Raw genomic sequence first — 14,838 nt, 5'->3', positions numbered from 1 at the left:
TCATGAGCCCCACCAAGCCGCTGGCCGGCCTCAAGGTTCTTGAACTCGCCCGCATCCTGGCGGGACCGTGGATCGGCCAGGTGCTGGCCGACCTCGGTGCCGATGTCGTGAAGGTCGAACGGCCGGGAACCGGCGACGACACGCGGACCTGGGGGCCGCCCTTCGTGCAAGGCGCTGACGGCGAACATTTGTCGGCCGCCTATTTCCATGCCGCCAATCGCGGCAAGCGCTCGGTCGCCGCGGATTTCGAGACACCCGAGGGGCGCCGGATCGTCCTCGGCTTGGCGAGCCGCGCGGATGTGGTGGTCGAAAACTTCAAGGTTGGCGGTCTAGCGAAATACGGGCTCGATTTCGCAAGCCTTAGCGCCGGAAATCCCGGTCTCGTCTATTGTTCGGTCACCGGGTTCGGCCAGACCGGGCCCTATGCGGCCCGTGCGGGCTATGATTTCATGATTCAAGGCATGGGCGGCATCATGGACCTCACGGGGGTGCCCGAGGGAGAGCCGCAGAAGATCGGCGTCGCCTTCGCGGATATCTTCACGGGCGTCTATGGCGTCATCGGCATCTTGGCCTCCCTGCGCCGCCGCGATGCGACCGGCAAAGGCGGCCACGTCGATATGGCGTTGCTTGACACGCAGGTCGGGGTGCTGGCCAACCAGGCCATGAACTATCTGGTGTCGGGCCATGCGCCCCGGCGCATGGGCAACGCCCACCCAAATATCGTTCCCTACCAGATCTTCCCGGTCGGCGACGGGCATGTGATCGTGGCCGTGGGCAACGACGGGCAGTTTACAAGGTTCGTCAATGTGCTGGGGCAGGGCGCTCTCGCCCTGGATCCACGCTTTGCGACAAACCCGCTGCGGGTCGCCAATAGGGCCGCCCTGGTTCCGCTGCTCACCGCCTTGACCATCACCGTGCCGCGAGCCGAATTGCTTCGGCGCCTCGAAATCGAAGGGGTGCCGTGCGGGCCGATCAATTCTGTGGCCGATGTCTTCGACGATCCGCAGGTTGTCGCCCGCGGGCTCAAGGTCGACCTTCCGGACCCGCGCGCGGCGGGCGGCAGCATTCCCGGCGTGGCCTCGCCGATCGTGATCGACGGCCTCCGGATGGTGGCCGGGCGACCGTCGCCGGGGCTCGGCGCCGATACGGCGGACGTGCTTGACGATCCAGCCTGGTCGGCTTTGACGCGCGCTACCTGAAGCCGCCTCCGGTCGCCCCGACATAGCCGCCGCCAAAAGCGTATGGCGCGCTCGACGGTCGCTCGACGGCCTGATTCAAGACAGGCTTCTCGCCGTGCGGCCCGGCGCAGGCGGCGAGCAGGCAAGAGGTGCCGATGGCGATGATCATGGGTTTCAAATAACGCGTCATTCTTACTCTCGGGTGCTTGCCACGGATGTGAAGACTTGGCCGCCTGCCGGTTCCGGAGACGTTAACCAGGGAGGTGGGATATTCAGGCCGCAGTCTGGCCTTCTGGCGCGAAGCTGCTGCGGGGGTAACCTTGCGCGAACAACAAAGCCGTCAGGTCGTTGTGATCGATCTGGGCGGCGGCGGCGGCGGCCACGGCCGGTTTCGCCCGGAACGCGACGCCGAGCCCCGCCTCCCCGATCATCGCCAGATCGTTGGCGCCGTCGCCGACCGCGAGCGTCTCGTGCGGCGCGAGTCCGAAGCGGTCCCGCAATTCGACAAGAGTCTGGAGTTTAGCGGCGCGGCCGAGGATCGGTTCGGCGACTTCGCCTGAGAGTTGGCCATTCTCGCTGAGGAGAATGTTGCCTCGGTGTTCGTCAAACCCGATCCGGGCCGCGATCGGCGAGGTGAATAGCGTGAATCCACCCGACACGAGGCAGCAATAGGCCCCGTGCGCCTGCATGGTTCGAACCAGTGCGGTGCCGCCAGGCGTCATCGTAATGCGCGTGCCGATGACCTCGTCGACGACACCGAGCGGCAACCCCTTCAGAAGGGACACGCGTTCGCGTAACGCAGGCTCGAAAGCGAGTTCGCCCCGCATCGCCCGCTCGGTGATCGCCGACACGCGTGGCTTCAATCCAGCGAAATCCGCCAGTTCGTCGATGCACTCCTGTCCGATCATGGTCGAATCCATGTCCGCCAGGAAGAGTCGCTTGCGACGGCCGCCGCTTGGCTGCACCACAATGTCGATGCCAGCATCTCGACTTCGCCGGGACATCAGAGTGTCTCGCAGCGACGCAAGGTCGTTCAGGTCGGCTTCGAAGAAAATGTCGGCGGCGCGTTCGGGATCGAGCCAGGTCGGCGCACCTGCCTTCGGCAACAGAGACTGCGCGGCCCGGAGGGTAGGAAGCAGTTCCGTGTTGGCATCGGGCGCGATAAATGTCGCAACGCAGGGAACGAAGTCGGAGGTCATGGGCGACGTGCAGCTTCCAGGGAAACGGGCCATCCTCATCGCAGGCCCGACCGCGAGCGGCAAGTCGGCGCTCGCCCTGACCCTGGCAGAGCGCTATGGCGGTGTGGTGATCAATGCCGATTCCATGCAGGTTTACGCGGACCTGCATATTGTGACGGCGCGCCCCTCGTTGGCCGACCTCACGCGCGTCCCACACCGCCTTTTTGGCCATGTGGATGCGGCCCAAGCTTACTCGGTTGGCCATTGGCTCGGCGAGGTCAAACGCGAGATCGAGGCGGCTCGGCTTGCCGACCGTGTGCCCGTTCTCGTTGGCGGAACCGGCCTCTACATCAAGGCGCTCACGCAGGGTCTGTCGCATATCCCCTCCGTCCCCGACGAGATCCGGACGCGCCTGCGTGCCGAAGCCGCGGTCTGCACGCCTTCGGACCTCCATGCGCGCTTGGCCGCTTTGGATCCCGGTATGGCGGCAAGGCTGCGTCCCACCGACCCGCAGCGAATCCTGCGCGCGCTTGAGATCTTCGAAACGACCGGAGAATCGCTTCTCAGCTTTCAGGCCGTCCGGGAATCGCCGGTCCTTCCGATGTCCGATGTTGCGGGTGTCTTCCTGGCCCCGCCCCGTCCCGAACTGAACGGACGCATCGACCGTCGTTTCGACATCATGATCGAAATGGGCGCCGAACAAGAGATCGCTGCCCTCGCGGCCCGCAAACTCGATCCGACGTTGCCGGCGCTCCGCTCCCTCGGAGTTCCGCCGCTCATGTCCGCCCTCGCGGGCGACCTGTCTCTCGCCGAGGCCATAAATCAGGCGAAGCTTGCAAGCCGGCGTTATGCCAAACGCCAGTTAACCTTCGCCCGGCATCAAATTGAGGGCCTGACTTGGATCGATCCGAGCGATGCCGAGGCTCACCTCACCCGCCAATGGGCGTCGTGATTTACTGCAAACGATCGCTGAACCGCCGACGTGACGACACCACTCCATCCGCCTGGGCCTTTGCCAGGGCAGCCTGCAGGCGTGGGTAGCTGGCCAAAGGCGCCTGCCACGAGTTCATACGGCGCTGGGCCGTCTTCATGCGATTGAAACCAACCTGTTTGCTCGCCGACGCGAGAGCCAACGACAGGCATTGATCCACAACGCTACTCAACATGATGCGACCTCCTGGCCGCCTCAACATACTCTGATTGCTCCACATTGACGCCACTTGTATGAAGATATGGTTACCGTGGCACAGGAACGTGCCGGAACGAAACAAGTTCCCGGCGAGACTGCTTTGGCTTTGCTTCGCCGCTTGTCAGCGATGCAGAATGAACATCTGGGCCAGGGTCAGGATGATCTCCATGACGATCAAAATGACGATAGTCCCTTCAAGCCGTGTCGCGCGATCCGCTTCGATCACATCCGTCAGAGCATGGGCGGTCTCGACGATGACATCGAGCTTGCGTTTCAGGGTGCGGGTTCGTTCCTGCAATTCGTATTCGTCCTCGACACGCGCATAGAGCCGCTCAAGGTCGGGCCGGTCCCACAGAACGTCGGGCTTTTCTTCCACCGCAACCCGGCCGGCTACCCGATGCTGCACCAGCAGCGCCTGTCCGATCAGCTTGAGCATGTTGCGTCGCGTCCCAGGGGGACGACCGGTGCGGCTCAGCCCAGCCGCGAATGGCTCGATAATGTCGAGGACGCTGTTGACCTCGCGCTCGTCGCGCCCGAGCGAGACGCTCTTGGCCAAGCCATCGGCAACCACGAGCAGGCGCTGCGGCGAAAGGTCCCGCATGCCGATCGGACCGCCGGGCGAAATGCGATCTTCGCCGTCGGCGGAAATCTCGAGGACCGCCGTCTCGTCGTCCACGCGATCGCGCTCGCCGGAGACGCGGGCCTTGATCTGGCGAATGAAATCGTCCTCCTCGACCGGCGAGAGGCCGACCAGCACCGCCACGCCGAACCGGTAGAGAGCCACAAAGCCGGATGTGCCAACATGGAAGGCCAGGGGGGTCGACGAGATCGTGTCGGGGCGCTCCAATCCATGCGCATCGAGCCGAGCCCCGAGGGCCAGGGCGCGGGCCGTCACACGGTGAGCCAGTACGCGGCTCGGGACGTTGGTGGGCTCATGCATTCCGGTCATGGATCCTTTTCACAAAACGACGCTGGGTGACCTGAAGCACTCCGTCAACCGAGTCGGTATGCGCCCCGGGAAAAAAGCCAACATGATTCAATTTCGAATGGTCTCGGCCATGGAGGCGTAGCGAAACATCGGCTTTGTGAGTGCTCGCGTCCCCGCGTGCACCGGAGTGAATTCACGTGCCCAATCCTGTTTCAGGCCCAGAATTCGCGCGGCTTTCGGCCCTTTTCAAATATGGCATCCTGGATAGCGAAGCTGAGCCGATATTTCACGTCATCGTGTCGGATCTTGCGCGGAAACTCGATGCACCTATGGCCCAGCTGGTCTTCGCCGATGCACATCGGATCTGGGCCAAGGCCGGGATAGGAAGCCTGCCGACGGAAATCCCGCGGCTCGGCAACCTGGCCGACCTTGTCATTTCAGAGCGCGCCGTCATCAGCGTGTCAGACGTGCTCGAAGATCCTCTCTGCTCAGGATTGTTGATTGGCGATTGCGATCTGCGCGCTTATCTCGCGACCCGGATCACGAGCCTGGAGGACGACGCGATCGGTGCCGTTTTCGTCGCTGACACGCGACCTCGCGTCTTCTCGGAGGCCGAAATCGAAGCCGTCAACCACGCCGCCGCGGATATCACGGCCCTTCTGGCCAGCCGCCGTGCGGCTCGGATCGATCGGGAAACCGGGGCCCTCGAAGGTAGCGCCTTTGTCGATCAAGTGCGCCGCATGATCGAGGTCGCTCAATCCGGCGGGCAGCCTCTCAGCCTGGTCCTGATCGACATTGCCGGCTTTCGCGCGCGCCTTGAATCCCTGCAGGCTGGTCTCGGCGCGATGGTGTTGCGTCGCCTGGCGGACCTTGGACGTGATCAGGTCCGCCGCCGAGACACGTTCGGTCGCCTGTCTGAGAATGTATTCGGACTGCTGCTGACCGACACCGAAGGGGCCGGAGCACAAGTCCTCGCGGGCCGCCTGACGAAGCACATGGAGCAGGGATGGTCTGCGCTGCTGGCCGTGCCACCGCTCCAGACCGTCAAGGTGGATATCTCCACCATGCGGGCCGGCGCGGCACCGGATGCCGCGGCTTTTCTCGCAGTGGCCGAGGCCGCTTGGCATTCGGAGCGCTTCCAGGACGGACGGGCGAGAGTTGCCTGAGGCTCTGACCGCAGATGAGCTTTGGATATGTCTTAGGTGACCGACGAGAAGCTCGTCGGCTGAAGCAGAGCGTTGGCGATGTCGGTGACGATCGGGCCGTTCTGTTCACTGGCGTTTTTGGCCGCGATCCACTCAGGATCCGTGGCGAACGCGGTCCATTTCGTGTCCCGCTCGGCAAGCGACTCCCAGGCGAGCAGATAGGTCAGAGTATGATTCGAGGGCCCGACCAGGGTGGTCCAAAAGCCTGCCTGCCTGATGCCGTGCTTGTCCCACATCTTTAGCGTCGTGGTTTGAAATCGGTTCAGAAGGTCGGGGAGACGCCCCGGGGCGCAGGTGTAGATGCGAAGCTCGTGGATCATGGTGGACCTTGTCGTGCCGCGGAGGGGAGCTCCTCGCGTTTCTTGACCCTAGAGCCGACGGCTTCGAGATGCCACGGGTTACAGCGCGGCTGTACGGCTTGCACTGGGATCGCACACGGGCCACAACCCAAGCATGCCCATGCTTGTCGCCGGACTCCTGCTGCTCTGGCTGTCGTCCATCATGCTGCGCGGCTTCGTCCGCAGCGATCCCGCAGCCCTCTCCCGTTTTCTCCGGAAAGGCGGTAGCGGACTGGCGCTCCTCCTGGCCGTCATTTTGATCTTGCGCGGGGAATTTAATATTGCGCTGCTGGTTGCCGGGTTTGGATTTTGGCTTGCGGGCTCCAAGCCGGCGTGGCTGCAGAGTCCTTTCTCGTTCGGAATGTCCCGCACAGGCCGGACGCCGGCGGGCGGCGGTTCCCATCTCAGGACCGCAACTCTCGATCTTACGCGCGATCCCGCGACCGGGCAGATCGGCGGCCACTATCACGCCGGCCCTATGGCCGGGCGGTGGCTCGACGAACTCTCACGAGAGGAGTGCATCCAGGGCTACTGGTGGTGTGTTCGAGTCGACTCGCAGGGAGCCCGGCATCTGGAAGCTTACTTCGACAGCCGCTTTTCCGGCTGGCGTGAAGCAGCGGATTTCCGACACGACGCCGGGGGCGCGGAGACGGGTCACCGGGGTGGCCGCTCGGCTGGCATGCCGGACCACGAGGCCTACCATGTCCTTGGCCTTGCGGAGGGCGCGAACCGGGAAGAGATCGCGCGGGCTCACCGGCGGCTGATGAAAAAATACCACCCCGACCACGGTGGCTCCACCGAAATGGCGGCCCGGGTGAACGAAGCCAAAGATGTCCTGATGCGCCGACATCCGTAAACTCGCTACGCTGGTTGGATACACGGTTTGGGGGCAGTGGTTCGTCACACAGCATCCCATGTGAAAATGCGGGCTACCGTCAGTCTTTCGTCGCGAAACATGCGAAGCCCGATCGCTTGAGGGTGCGGCACGCGGCTTGTGCCTGATCCGGTTCGAGTCCCGCAAAACGGGCACGATAGAGGGTCGCGCCACCCTTGCGCACCTTTTCGGTCATAGGCCGGGCGCCGTTCAGGGCCGAACGGCCATCGGTCTTGGCCTTGCTGAGGAGGTCGCTGGCCTCCCGCGCGCTCTCCGTGGCACCGATCTGTATCACCCAATCGCCACGACCGGCGGCCGATAAGCCGGCCTGGGTCGCCATGGCGGCGCGCGTGACGGGCTTAATTGTGGCGGTCTCATCATCGGCACTGGCCACCCGCACCAACTTGCCGGGAGCGCCAGCGGTCGGCCTCGCAGGAGGTGGGCCGGGAACCCAATGCATGGTCGAGGGCGTCGTCGTAGCGAGTGCGACGGCGTTGCTGCTGTCGTTCTCCGACCTGTTGCTGGTCGACCCATCAAGGGCGATCCGCCTCCGATCGCTTGCGGCGAGGGGCGGCGGCAAACGATCAGTGTCGATGACCCGAGGCGCGCCGGCCACAAAAGCGGGACGGGCCCGTTCCAGATCCGCCGGCCGGCTGCGTTTCAGCGGAAGCGGGAGTGGGGGCACGGCCATGGTGGGCGCAATGAGGCTCGGGCTCTGGTCGTGGGGGTCGTCGGCCGTGTCGGGAACATCATCCGTGCTGGCGCTGGCGACTGTTTCAGCCGGCGCCTCGATCTGCTTTTGCTCCTCGATCCGCCCCGCGATGCGGGTTGGGGCGGCTTCTTCGAGATGCTGGGCGATGAGCCCCTCCATGATCCGATCGCGTCCCGCGGCCGACTTGCCGCCCATCACGACGGCCACGATGTGATGGCCGTCGCGATTGACGTTCGACAAGAGATTGAAGCCCGATGCGTTGGTATAGCCGGTTTTGATGCCGTCCATGCCTTCGACGCGTTCCATCAGATGATTGTGGTTCGCCATGAACTCGCCCGCATAGGTGAAGCTCGGCGTCGAGAAGAAATGGTAGTAGGTCGGGAAACGATCCTGGATCGCGCGCCCGAGCAAGGCCAGGTCTTTCGCCGTGGTGATCTGGCGATTGTCCGGCAGGCCGGAGGCGTTCACGTAGGTCGTGCGGAACATGCCCAGCGCGTGCGCCTTGCGGGTCATCATTCTGGCGAAGCTGTCTTCGTCGCCGCCGATTGCTTCGGCCACGGCGACCGCCATGTCGTTGGCCGACTTTGTCACAATAGCCTTGATGGCGTCTTCGACCCGAATGGTGGAGCCCGGCCGAAGTCCGAGTTTCGTGGGTGACATGCTGGCAGCGTGCCGCGAGACGGAAATCCGCGTGTCCAGGCTCATTTCGCCGGACTGCAGCTTCTCGAACAGCAGAAACAGCGTCATGACTTTGGTGATCGATGCCGGATGCCGGAGCTCGTTTTCCCGATCGGCATAGAGTGTCCGACCCGTGTTGACGTCGATGACAAGAGCCGCGAAGTTCGCCGACGAAGCCGCTGGCGACGACGCACGAGCATGGACGGCATGCGATCGCATCGGCCTGTGCCGATGTCCGCGCGCTTCCGCGCTTCCCGTCGTAACGAGCGCAAGAGCCAGCCCTAGGCTCGCGACTGCGAGCCGGCGGCTGCCTGTTGTGCTGTTGCGAACCGCCATTGCTCACCTCGCCTGCGCCCGCCCGTCCGGATGCGCCGTGACCGTGACCGGAAGGGCACTGATCGTGAGGCTATGACGGCGCGGTTACAGGGCGGTTAATGGCGGCTTTCCCGCTTCAATTGGGTTGTCGGAATTTTGGTGCACTGCGGGAGCATTTGACGAAATTGCGGCATTGCAATAAATGCTGGCGGTGATGCTGGTAGCAGTGTGCCGGCACCGCTAGGGAGAGCTACATGTTCAAGTCCGTCGAGGATTTCCAGAAGTTCAGCAAGGAGCAGATGGAAGCGGCCACGCAGTCGGCTACAGCTCTGGGCAACGGCGTGCAGCAGTTGTTCGCGGAAACGACCGAACTCTCGAAGAAATCGATCGAAACCGGGACGGATGCGTTTCAGAGCCTCATGGCGAGCCGATCGATGGACCGCGCCATTCAGGTGCAGATGGAGTTCGCCCGCACGGCCTATGACAGCATGATGGCCGGATCGCACAAGTTCAACGGCATTCTTTCGGTGACCGCCCAGGAGATGTTCAAGCCGATCGAAGGGGCGTTCCACAAGATCAAGAACACCGCGACCGGCGCCACCGGAGTCTGAGCGACGAACACCCCCCACGAAGCCTCTCGGGACCACCGCACCGTCGGCCTCGGGACCTCGTTTGGTTGACGACAAACCCGGCTCTCTGCCGGGTTTTTTGTTATGCGACGCCGTGGCGCGTAGCGTTGCAATGCATTGGCGGGCGTGTCAGCATCCCCCGCATCGCTTCGGCAGCCATGAACGCGCCATGATCGGAACCCAAACTTTATCCTGCTTCGCGTCACGACCTCCTTCTGGAAAAGACTTGGCGTCGTTCACATTTAGTCAACGGGGACGCTACCGGTGAGCGGTCCCACGATCTCTGGATATAAGGAACGATCACCGTGAAGGGCGGATCTTCGCGCCTGTTGCTCAAGCTCATGAAGCCGTTATGGCGTCCTTCGACTGTTGCGGCAAAAGAGCCTCGAAAGAATGGCGATGGTGCCGGTACAGCGGTCATCACCCGACCGAAGACCCAGACCAAAAAGCCAAGCATGTATCGCGTTCTGCTCTTGAACGACGATTACACACCAATGGAGTTCGTGGTCGCAGTGCTACGCAAATACTTCAACAAGACGGCTGACGAAGCCACGCATATCATGCTTCATGTTCACCACCATGGTGTGGGGGAATGTGGGGTCTTCACCTACGAGGTCGCCGAAACAAAAGTGACGCAGGTCATGGACTTCGCGCGCAAGAACCAACATCCTTTGCAGTGCATCATGGAAAAGAAGTGAGGCCGGTGCCGTCATGCCCGCATTTTCACGCTCGCTCGAACAATCCCTCCATCGCGCGCTGGCCATCGCCAACGACCACCATCATGAATACGCGACGCTGGAACATCTCCTCCTGGCTTTGATCGATGACGGCGACGCGAGCGCCGTGATGAAAGCCTGTTCGGTCGATGTCGATGTGCTGAAGAAAACGGTGGTCGATTACATCGACCAGGAGTTGGAAACGCTTGTTGCCGAAGGCAACGACGACGCCAAGCCCACCGCGGGCTTTCAGCGCGTCATCCAGCGTGCGCACATTCACGTCCAATCCTCGGGCCGCGAAGAAGTCACGGGCGCCAATGTGCTCGTCGCCATCTTCGCGGAGCGGGAAAGCCACGCGGCCTATTTCCTGCAGGAGCAGGATATGACGCGCTACGACGCGGTCAATTACATCAGTCACGGCATCGCCAAACGCCCTGGGCTCACGGAGTCGAGCAAGGGGCCGCGTGGCGCTGATGACGAGAATGAGGGACGTGACGGTAAGGAAGCCAAGGAGAGCGGCGACTCCAAGAAGAAGGAGGGTGCTCTCGAAGCTTATTGCGTGAACCTGAACAAGAAGGCCCGCGATGGTCGAATCGACCCTCTCATCGGCCGCGAGCTCGAGGTGCAACGCACCATACAGGTGCTTTGCCGCCGGCAGAAGAACAATCCGCTTCTCGTCGGTGACCCGGGTGTCGGCAAGACAGCCATTGCCGAGGGGCTTGCGCGCAAGATCATCAAGAACGAGGTCCCGGAGGTCCTGGTCGGCGCCACTGTGTTCGCGCTCGATATGGGGACACTTCTGGCCGGCACGCGTTATCGTGGCGACTTCGAGGAACGCCTGAAGCAGGTCATGAAGGAGATCGAGAACCACAAGGGCGCGATCCTCTTCATCGACGAGATCCACACGGTCATCGGGGCCGGTGCGACCTCTGGAGGCGCCATGGATGCGTCGAACCTGCTCAAGCCCGCGCTCGCGCAAGGCTCGCTGCGATGCATTGGCTCGACGACCTACAAGGAATATCGGCAATATTTCGAGAAGGATCGCGCACTGGTTCGCCGGTTCCAGAAGATCGACGTCAAGGAGCCGACAGTTACCGATGCGATCGAAATCCTGAAGGGGTTGAAGCCCTATTTCGAGGAGTTCCATAAGGTTCGGTACACGGGAGAGGCCGTGAAGGCGGCAGTCGAACTCTCGGCTCGGTACATCCATGACCGCAAGCTTCCCGACAAGGCGATCGACGTGATCGACGAAACAGGCGCGTCGCAGATGCTCCTGCCGGAACCGAAGCGGAAGAAAACGATCGGCATCAAGGAGATCGAGGCGACAATCGCGACGATGGCGCGGATCCCGCCGAAATCGGTCTCCAAGGATGACGCGGAAGTGCTCGCCCATCTCGACGAAACCCTGAAGAGGGTCGTCTATGGGCAGGACACGGCCATCGCGGCGCTGACTTCGGCCATCAAGCTGGCGCGAGCAGGCCTGCGAGATGGCGAGAAGCCGATCGGCTGCTACCTGTTCTCCGGCCCGACCGGCGTGGGAAAGACCGAAGCCGCGCGGCAGCTCGCGTCGGGCCTCGGGGTTGAACTCATCCGGTTCGACATGTCCGAGTATATGGAGCGGCACACCGTCAGTCGTTTGATCGGTGCTCCCCCCGGCTACGTGGGCTTTGACCAGGGAGGTCAGCTGACCGATGCCGTCGACCAACACCCGCACTGCGTGCTGCTGCTCGATGAGATCGAAAAGGCCCATCCGGACCTCTACAATATCCTTCTGCAGGTGATGGATCACGGCAAACTCAGCGACCAGCACGGCAAGCAGGTCGATTTCCGGAACGTGATTCTGATCATGACCACAAATGCCGGTGCGGCCGATATGGCGCGAGCCACGATTGGCTTCACACGGGCCCGGCGTGAAGGCGATGACGTCGAGGCCATCAACCGGATGTTCACGCCCGAGTTTCGAAACCGGCTCGACGCCGTGGTCCCGTTTGGCCACCTTCCGGCGTCGGTCATCGGCAAGGTCGTGGATAAATTCATCCTGCAGCTCGAAGCGCAGCTCGCGGACCGCAACGTTACGATTGAGCTGACCGATGAGGCACGGAGATGGCTTGTCGAGAATGGCTATGACGAGGCTATGGGCGCACGGCCCATGGCACGCGTCATCCAAACGCACATCAAGACGCCGTTGGCGGATGAAGTCCTGTTTGGACGACTGAAAAATGGTGGGACCGTTCGCGTCGTGGTGGCGACCGATGAGCAGGGCACCAAGAAGCTGAGCTTCGTGTTCCCTGACGGTCCCGTTTTGCCTCGGCCGGAACGCGACATCCTCGAAGCGGGTAAAAAGCGCAAAGCTCGGACTGAGGCTGACGCGCCCGAAGCCAGTAGTGAAGATGATGATCCGGGTGACGCCGATCCCGACGGTTCGGATGCCAAGCCGGTGACCGCTCGCTCCTGAGATGATGCGACAAAGACAGGCAGGCCTCGAACCTCTATGGTTCGGGGCCTGTTCCCGTTGCGGCCTGTCGCTGGCGGGCCTTCGTCACCAATGAATGTGTTCTCGTCCATGCCGACCCAAGACGATATTGTTGCAGCCTTGTCCGATATGGCTGGCCTCGACGGCCACACGCCCCTGGCGCAATCGGGCTTGCTCGGTGGCGTCGTGGTGCGGGATGGGCGCGTCTTCGTGTCGCTTGAAGGGCAAGGCCGGAAAGCGTCGGATATTGAGCCGTTGCGGGCTGAGGTGGAGCAGCGCATCAAAGCGGTGCCTGGTGTCGCGGCCGTGTTTGTGACGGTTACGGCCGAGAAAGCGCCTGGTTCGGCGCCGGCAACGCCGCCAGCGCCCGGTCATAGCCACGCGCCCGGACCTCGCGCCCAAGCCGCTCGGGCCAACCAAAATGTTCCGGGCGTGAAGACCATCATCGCGGTCGCATCCGGTAAGGGGGGTGTCGGCAAATCGACGACGGCCTGCAATCTGGCCCTCGCCCTGTCAGGCTTCGGCCTGTCGGTCGGTCTCCTCGACGCGGACATCTACGGGCCCTCGATGCCACGGCTCCTGGGTCTTACCGGCAAGCCGGAGGTCGTCGAAGGGCGCATGATGCGTCCGCTGCAGGCGTTCGGTGTCAAGGTGATGTCGATCGGCTTCCTGGTCGAAGAGGAAACGCCCATGATCTGGCGTGGCCCGATGGTGATGTCTGCCCTCACCCAAATGCTGCGGGAAGTGCAATGGGGTGAGCTCGACGTGATGGTGGTCGACATGCCCCCGGGCACCGGAGACGCGCAACTCACCATGGCGCAATCCGTGCCACTCGCCGGAGCCGTGATCGTGTCGACACCGCAGGATCTCGCTTTGATCGACGCGCGCAGGGGCATTGCCATGTTCCGCCGCACCGAAGTGCCGATCCTCGGGATCGTCGAAAACATGAGCACGTTCATCTGCCCGAACTGCGGGCATAGGTCTGATATCTTCCATCATGGCGGGGCGAAGCGTGAAGCCGAGCGGCTCGGTGTTCCCTACCTAGGTGAAATCCCCCTCTCGATGCCGATCCGTGAGAGTTCCGACGCGGGACGGCCTATCGTCGTGTCCGATCCGTCAGGGCCCCAGGCTCAGGTCTACCAGCAGATCGCGCGGGGGGTCCTGGATGCGCTGGCCGGCTCACGGCAACGTGCCGCACCGCGCATCGTGATTGAGTAGGGCATTTTCGGTAAGCGTCCAAGCCGGACGCGAATGTGAGACTCGGGGCGAACTCATGACGAACGACCTTGGGCGCCGGGGCGTGCTGGCCGGCCTTTCCGTGGGCTTGGTGACCAGCGCTACCCTTCCGGTGCGTGCCCAGGCGCCCGAAGCTGCGCCCGATGTGACGTGGCGCCTCGTTTCGAGTTTCCCGAAGACGCTGGATCTCCTCTACGGCGGCGCGGAGCGTTTTGCCCGGACGGTGGCCGATCTGACGGGTGGCAAGTTCAAGATCGAGGTCTCGCCGCCAAGCGAGGCGATCGGCGGGGTGCAGGTGCTCGATGCCCTTGAAGCGGGCACGATCCAGGCCTGCCAGACTTCGCTCGATTATTTCTACGGCAAGGACCCGGCTTTCGCGCTGGCGACAGCCATTCCGTTCGGCATGAACGCGCGCCAGCAATATGCCTTTGCGACCCAGGGGGCCGGGGGCGCTCAGGTCGACGACTTGCTGGCGTCGAGCAATGCCATGGCGTTCGCGGCCGGCAACACCGGCGCCCAGATGGGTGGCTTCTTCAAGCGGGAGATCAAATCCGCAGCCGATTTCAATGGGCTGAAGATCCGCATCGGGGGCCTGGCTGGTCGCGTGCTGCAGAAGCTCGGCGCGGTGCCTGTCGCCACACCACGGGTTGAGATCATGGGCGCGCTTCAGTCGGGTGCGCTTGATGCGGTCACCTGGGTCAGCCCGCATGATGATGAAGTGTTCAGCAAGGACGAGTCGAACGGCGTCCAGAAACTCGCCCCGAACTACTATTACCCGGGCTGGTGGAAAGGCGCCGCCATGGTGCATATCGTGGTCGACCGCACCAAGTTTCAGTCGCTTCCGCCCACCTATCAGGCGGCGGTCCGCGTCGCCGCGGCCGAGAGCGCTTCAGACATGCTCGCGCGCTACGACACCGCCAATGCCACGGCTCTCCGGCGTCTGGTGATCGCTGGCGCACAACTGCGCCCCTTCCCGCAGGATATCCTCGAACAGGCCTATAAGGCCGCAACCGACGTGTACCGGGAAATCGGCGAAGGTAATCCGCGCTTCAAGGCCAATCTCGAAGCACTCGTGACATTTCGCAACGAAGCCTATCTATGGTGGCAGGTCGGCGAATACACGTTCGACAACTTCAACATCCGGCAAAGGGCCCGCGGCTGAAGGGTCGTCACAGATCGATAAAAGAGC

At 63.0% G+C, this 14,838-nt stretch carries 15 protein-coding genes; 9 read left to right on the top strand and 6 right to left on the bottom strand.

Annotation, left to right across the window (positions count from 1 at the left end):
• Positions 1 to 2 precede the first annotated feature (2 nt).
• On the top strand, positions 3 to 1,199 hold the full coding sequence (locus M8523_RS21370) for a CaiB/BaiF CoA transferase family protein (RefSeq protein ID WP_282586938.1): 1,197 nt from the start codon (positions 3 to 5) through the stop codon (positions 1,197 to 1,199).
• Here the strand turns inward: M8523_RS21370 and M8523_RS21365 are convergent.
• On the bottom strand, positions 1,192 to 1,368 hold the full coding sequence (locus M8523_RS21365) for a hypothetical protein (RefSeq protein ID WP_282586937.1): 177 nt from the start codon (positions 1,366 to 1,368) through the stop codon (positions 1,192 to 1,194). The two genes, M8523_RS21370 and M8523_RS21365, sit on opposite strands and share 8 nt — an antisense overlap.
• 82 nt (positions 1,369 to 1,450) lie before the next feature.
• Entirely contained in the window at positions 1,451 to 2,377 is a 927-nt protein-coding gene (gene serB, locus M8523_RS21360) for a phosphoserine phosphatase SerB (RefSeq protein WP_282586936.1), read from the bottom strand.
• On the opposite strand from serB, the gene miaA reads away from it, so the two are divergent.
• Positions 2,376 to 3,308 carry a tRNA (adenosine(37)-N6)-dimethylallyltransferase MiaA gene (gene miaA, locus M8523_RS21355; protein ID WP_282586935.1) on the top strand — a complete coding sequence of 311 codons (933 nt, stop codon included), beginning with the start codon at positions 2,376 to 2,378 and terminating at the stop codon, positions 3,306 to 3,308. The two genes, serB and miaA, sit on opposite strands and share 2 nt — an antisense overlap.
• Position 3,309: 1 nt before the next feature.
• Here miaA and M8523_RS21350 read toward each other — a convergent pair whose 3' ends face one another.
• A complete protein-coding gene (locus M8523_RS21350; RefSeq protein ID WP_282586934.1) occupies positions 3,310 to 3,522 on the bottom strand; it encodes a hypothetical protein in 213 nt (70 codons plus the stop codon).
• A gap of 144 nt (positions 3,523 to 3,666) precedes the next feature.
• Positions 3,667 to 4,485, bottom strand: a complete 819-nt coding sequence (locus M8523_RS21345) for an RMD1 family protein (protein WP_282586933.1) — start codon at positions 4,483 to 4,485, stop codon at positions 3,667 to 3,669.
• 185 nt (positions 4,486 to 4,670) lie between these two features.
• Between M8523_RS21345 and M8523_RS21340 the strand changes: the two genes are divergently transcribed.
• A complete protein-coding gene (locus M8523_RS21340) occupies positions 4,671 to 5,639 on the top strand; it encodes a GGDEF domain-containing protein (protein ID WP_282586932.1) in 969 nt (322 codons plus the stop codon).
• Between the two features lie 32 nt (positions 5,640 to 5,671).
• Here the strand turns inward: M8523_RS21340 and M8523_RS21335 are convergent, their stop codons facing one another.
• Positions 5,672 to 5,998, bottom strand: a complete 327-nt coding sequence (locus tag M8523_RS21335) for an NIPSNAP family protein (RefSeq protein ID WP_282586931.1) — start codon at positions 5,996 to 5,998, stop codon at positions 5,672 to 5,674.
• A 133-nt stretch (positions 5,999 to 6,131) separates the two neighbouring features.
• On the opposite strand from M8523_RS21335, the gene M8523_RS21330 reads away from it, so the two are divergent.
• On the top strand, positions 6,132 to 6,872 hold the full coding sequence (locus M8523_RS21330; RefSeq protein ID WP_282586930.1) for a DnaJ domain-containing protein: 741 nt from the start codon (positions 6,132 to 6,134) through the stop codon (positions 6,870 to 6,872).
• A 79-nt stretch (positions 6,873 to 6,951) separates the two neighbouring features.
• Here M8523_RS21330 and M8523_RS21325 read toward each other — a convergent pair whose 3' ends face one another.
• Positions 6,952 to 8,499, bottom strand: coding sequence for a serine hydrolase (locus M8523_RS21325; RefSeq protein ID WP_282586929.1), 1,548 nt, complete (start codon positions 8,497 to 8,499; stop codon positions 6,952 to 6,954).
• A 350-nt stretch (positions 8,500 to 8,849) separates the two neighbouring features.
• On the opposite strand from M8523_RS21325, the gene M8523_RS21320 reads away from it, so the two are divergent.
• The 5 genes from M8523_RS21320 (at position 8,850) to M8523_RS21300 (ending at position 14,811) form a co-directional block, all read left to right on the top strand.
• Entirely contained in the window at positions 8,850 to 9,206 is a 357-nt protein-coding gene (locus tag M8523_RS21320; protein WP_282586928.1) for a phasin family protein, read from the top strand.
• A 359-nt stretch (positions 9,207 to 9,565) separates the two neighbouring features.
• Positions 9,566 to 9,922: an ATP-dependent Clp protease adapter ClpS gene (clpS, locus tag M8523_RS21315; protein WP_282586999.1), complete on the top strand. Its 357-nt coding sequence runs from the start codon at positions 9,566 to 9,568 to the stop codon at positions 9,920 to 9,922.
• Between the two features lie 13 nt (positions 9,923 to 9,935).
• Complete coding sequence (clpA, locus tag M8523_RS21310) at positions 9,936 to 12,395, top strand: ATP-dependent Clp protease ATP-binding subunit ClpA (RefSeq protein WP_282586927.1); 2,460 nt, start codon at positions 9,936 to 9,938, stop codon at positions 12,393 to 12,395.
• A gap of 108 nt (positions 12,396 to 12,503) precedes the next feature.
• On the top strand, positions 12,504 to 13,631 hold the full coding sequence (locus tag M8523_RS21305) for an Mrp/NBP35 family ATP-binding protein (RefSeq protein WP_282586926.1): 1,128 nt from the start codon (positions 12,504 to 12,506) through the stop codon (positions 13,629 to 13,631).
• A gap of 55 nt (positions 13,632 to 13,686) precedes the next feature.
• Positions 13,687 to 14,811 (top strand): TRAP transporter substrate-binding protein, encoded by a 1,125-nt coding sequence (locus M8523_RS21300; protein ID WP_282586925.1) that lies wholly within the window; start codon positions 13,687 to 13,689, stop codon positions 14,809 to 14,811.
• Positions 14,812 to 14,838: the final 27 nt, after the last annotated feature.

The organism is Lichenifustis flavocetrariae (assembly GCF_026130545.1).
Classification (GTDB): Bacteria; Pseudomonadota; Alphaproteobacteria; order Rhizobiales; family Beijerinckiaceae; genus Lichenihabitans; species Lichenihabitans flavocetrariae.
Note: the sequence above shows the minus strand (reverse complement) of the source record. Positions and strands in the feature narration are given on the sequence as shown.

Bases quoted from the DNA above. Each gene is read 5' to 3' on its own strand.
- M8523_RS21320 (WP_282586928.1), top strand. From the start codon at position 8,850: ATGTTCAAGTCCGTCGAGGATTTCCAGAAGTTCAGCAAGGAGCAGATG.
- serB (WP_282586936.1), bottom strand. From the start codon at position 2,377: ATGACCTCCGACTTCGTTCCCTGCGTTGCGACATTTATCGCGCCCGAT.
- M8523_RS21350 (WP_282586934.1), bottom strand. From the start codon at position 3,522: ATGTTGAGTAGCGTTGTGGATCAATGCCTGTCGTTGGCTCTCGCGTCG.
- M8523_RS21305 (WP_282586926.1), top strand. From the start codon at position 12,504: ATGCCGACCCAAGACGATATTGTTGCAGCCTTGTCCGATATGGCTGGC.
- clpA (WP_282586927.1), top strand. From the start codon at position 9,936: ATGCCCGCATTTTCACGCTCGCTCGAACAATCCCTCCATCGCGCGCTG.
- M8523_RS21335 (WP_282586931.1), bottom strand. From the start codon at position 5,998: ATGATCCACGAGCTTCGCATCTACACCTGCGCCCCGGGGCGTCTCCCC.
- M8523_RS21370 (WP_282586938.1), top strand. From the start codon at position 3: ATGAGCCCCACCAAGCCGCTGGCCGGCCTCAAGGTTCTTGAACTCGCC.
- miaA (WP_282586935.1), top strand. From the start codon at position 2,376: ATGGGCGACGTGCAGCTTCCAGGGAAACGGGCCATCCTCATCGCAGGC.
- clpS (WP_282586999.1), top strand. From the start codon at position 9,566: ATGAAGCCGTTATGGCGTCCTTCGACTGTTGCGGCAAAAGAGCCTCGA.
- M8523_RS21345 (WP_282586933.1), bottom strand. From the start codon at position 4,485: ATGCATGAGCCCACCAACGTCCCGAGCCGCGTACTGGCTCACCGTGTG.
- M8523_RS21325 (WP_282586929.1), bottom strand. From the start codon at position 8,499: ATGCGATCGCATGCCGTCCATGCTCGTGCGTCGTCGCCAGCGGCTTCG.
- M8523_RS21365 (WP_282586937.1), bottom strand. From the start codon at position 1,368: ATGACGCGTTATTTGAAACCCATGATCATCGCCATCGGCACCTCTTGC.
- M8523_RS21330 (WP_282586930.1), top strand. From the start codon at position 6,132: ATGCCCATGCTTGTCGCCGGACTCCTGCTGCTCTGGCTGTCGTCCATC.
- M8523_RS21300 (WP_282586925.1), top strand. From the start codon at position 13,687: ATGACGAACGACCTTGGGCGCCGGGGCGTGCTGGCCGGCCTTTCCGTG.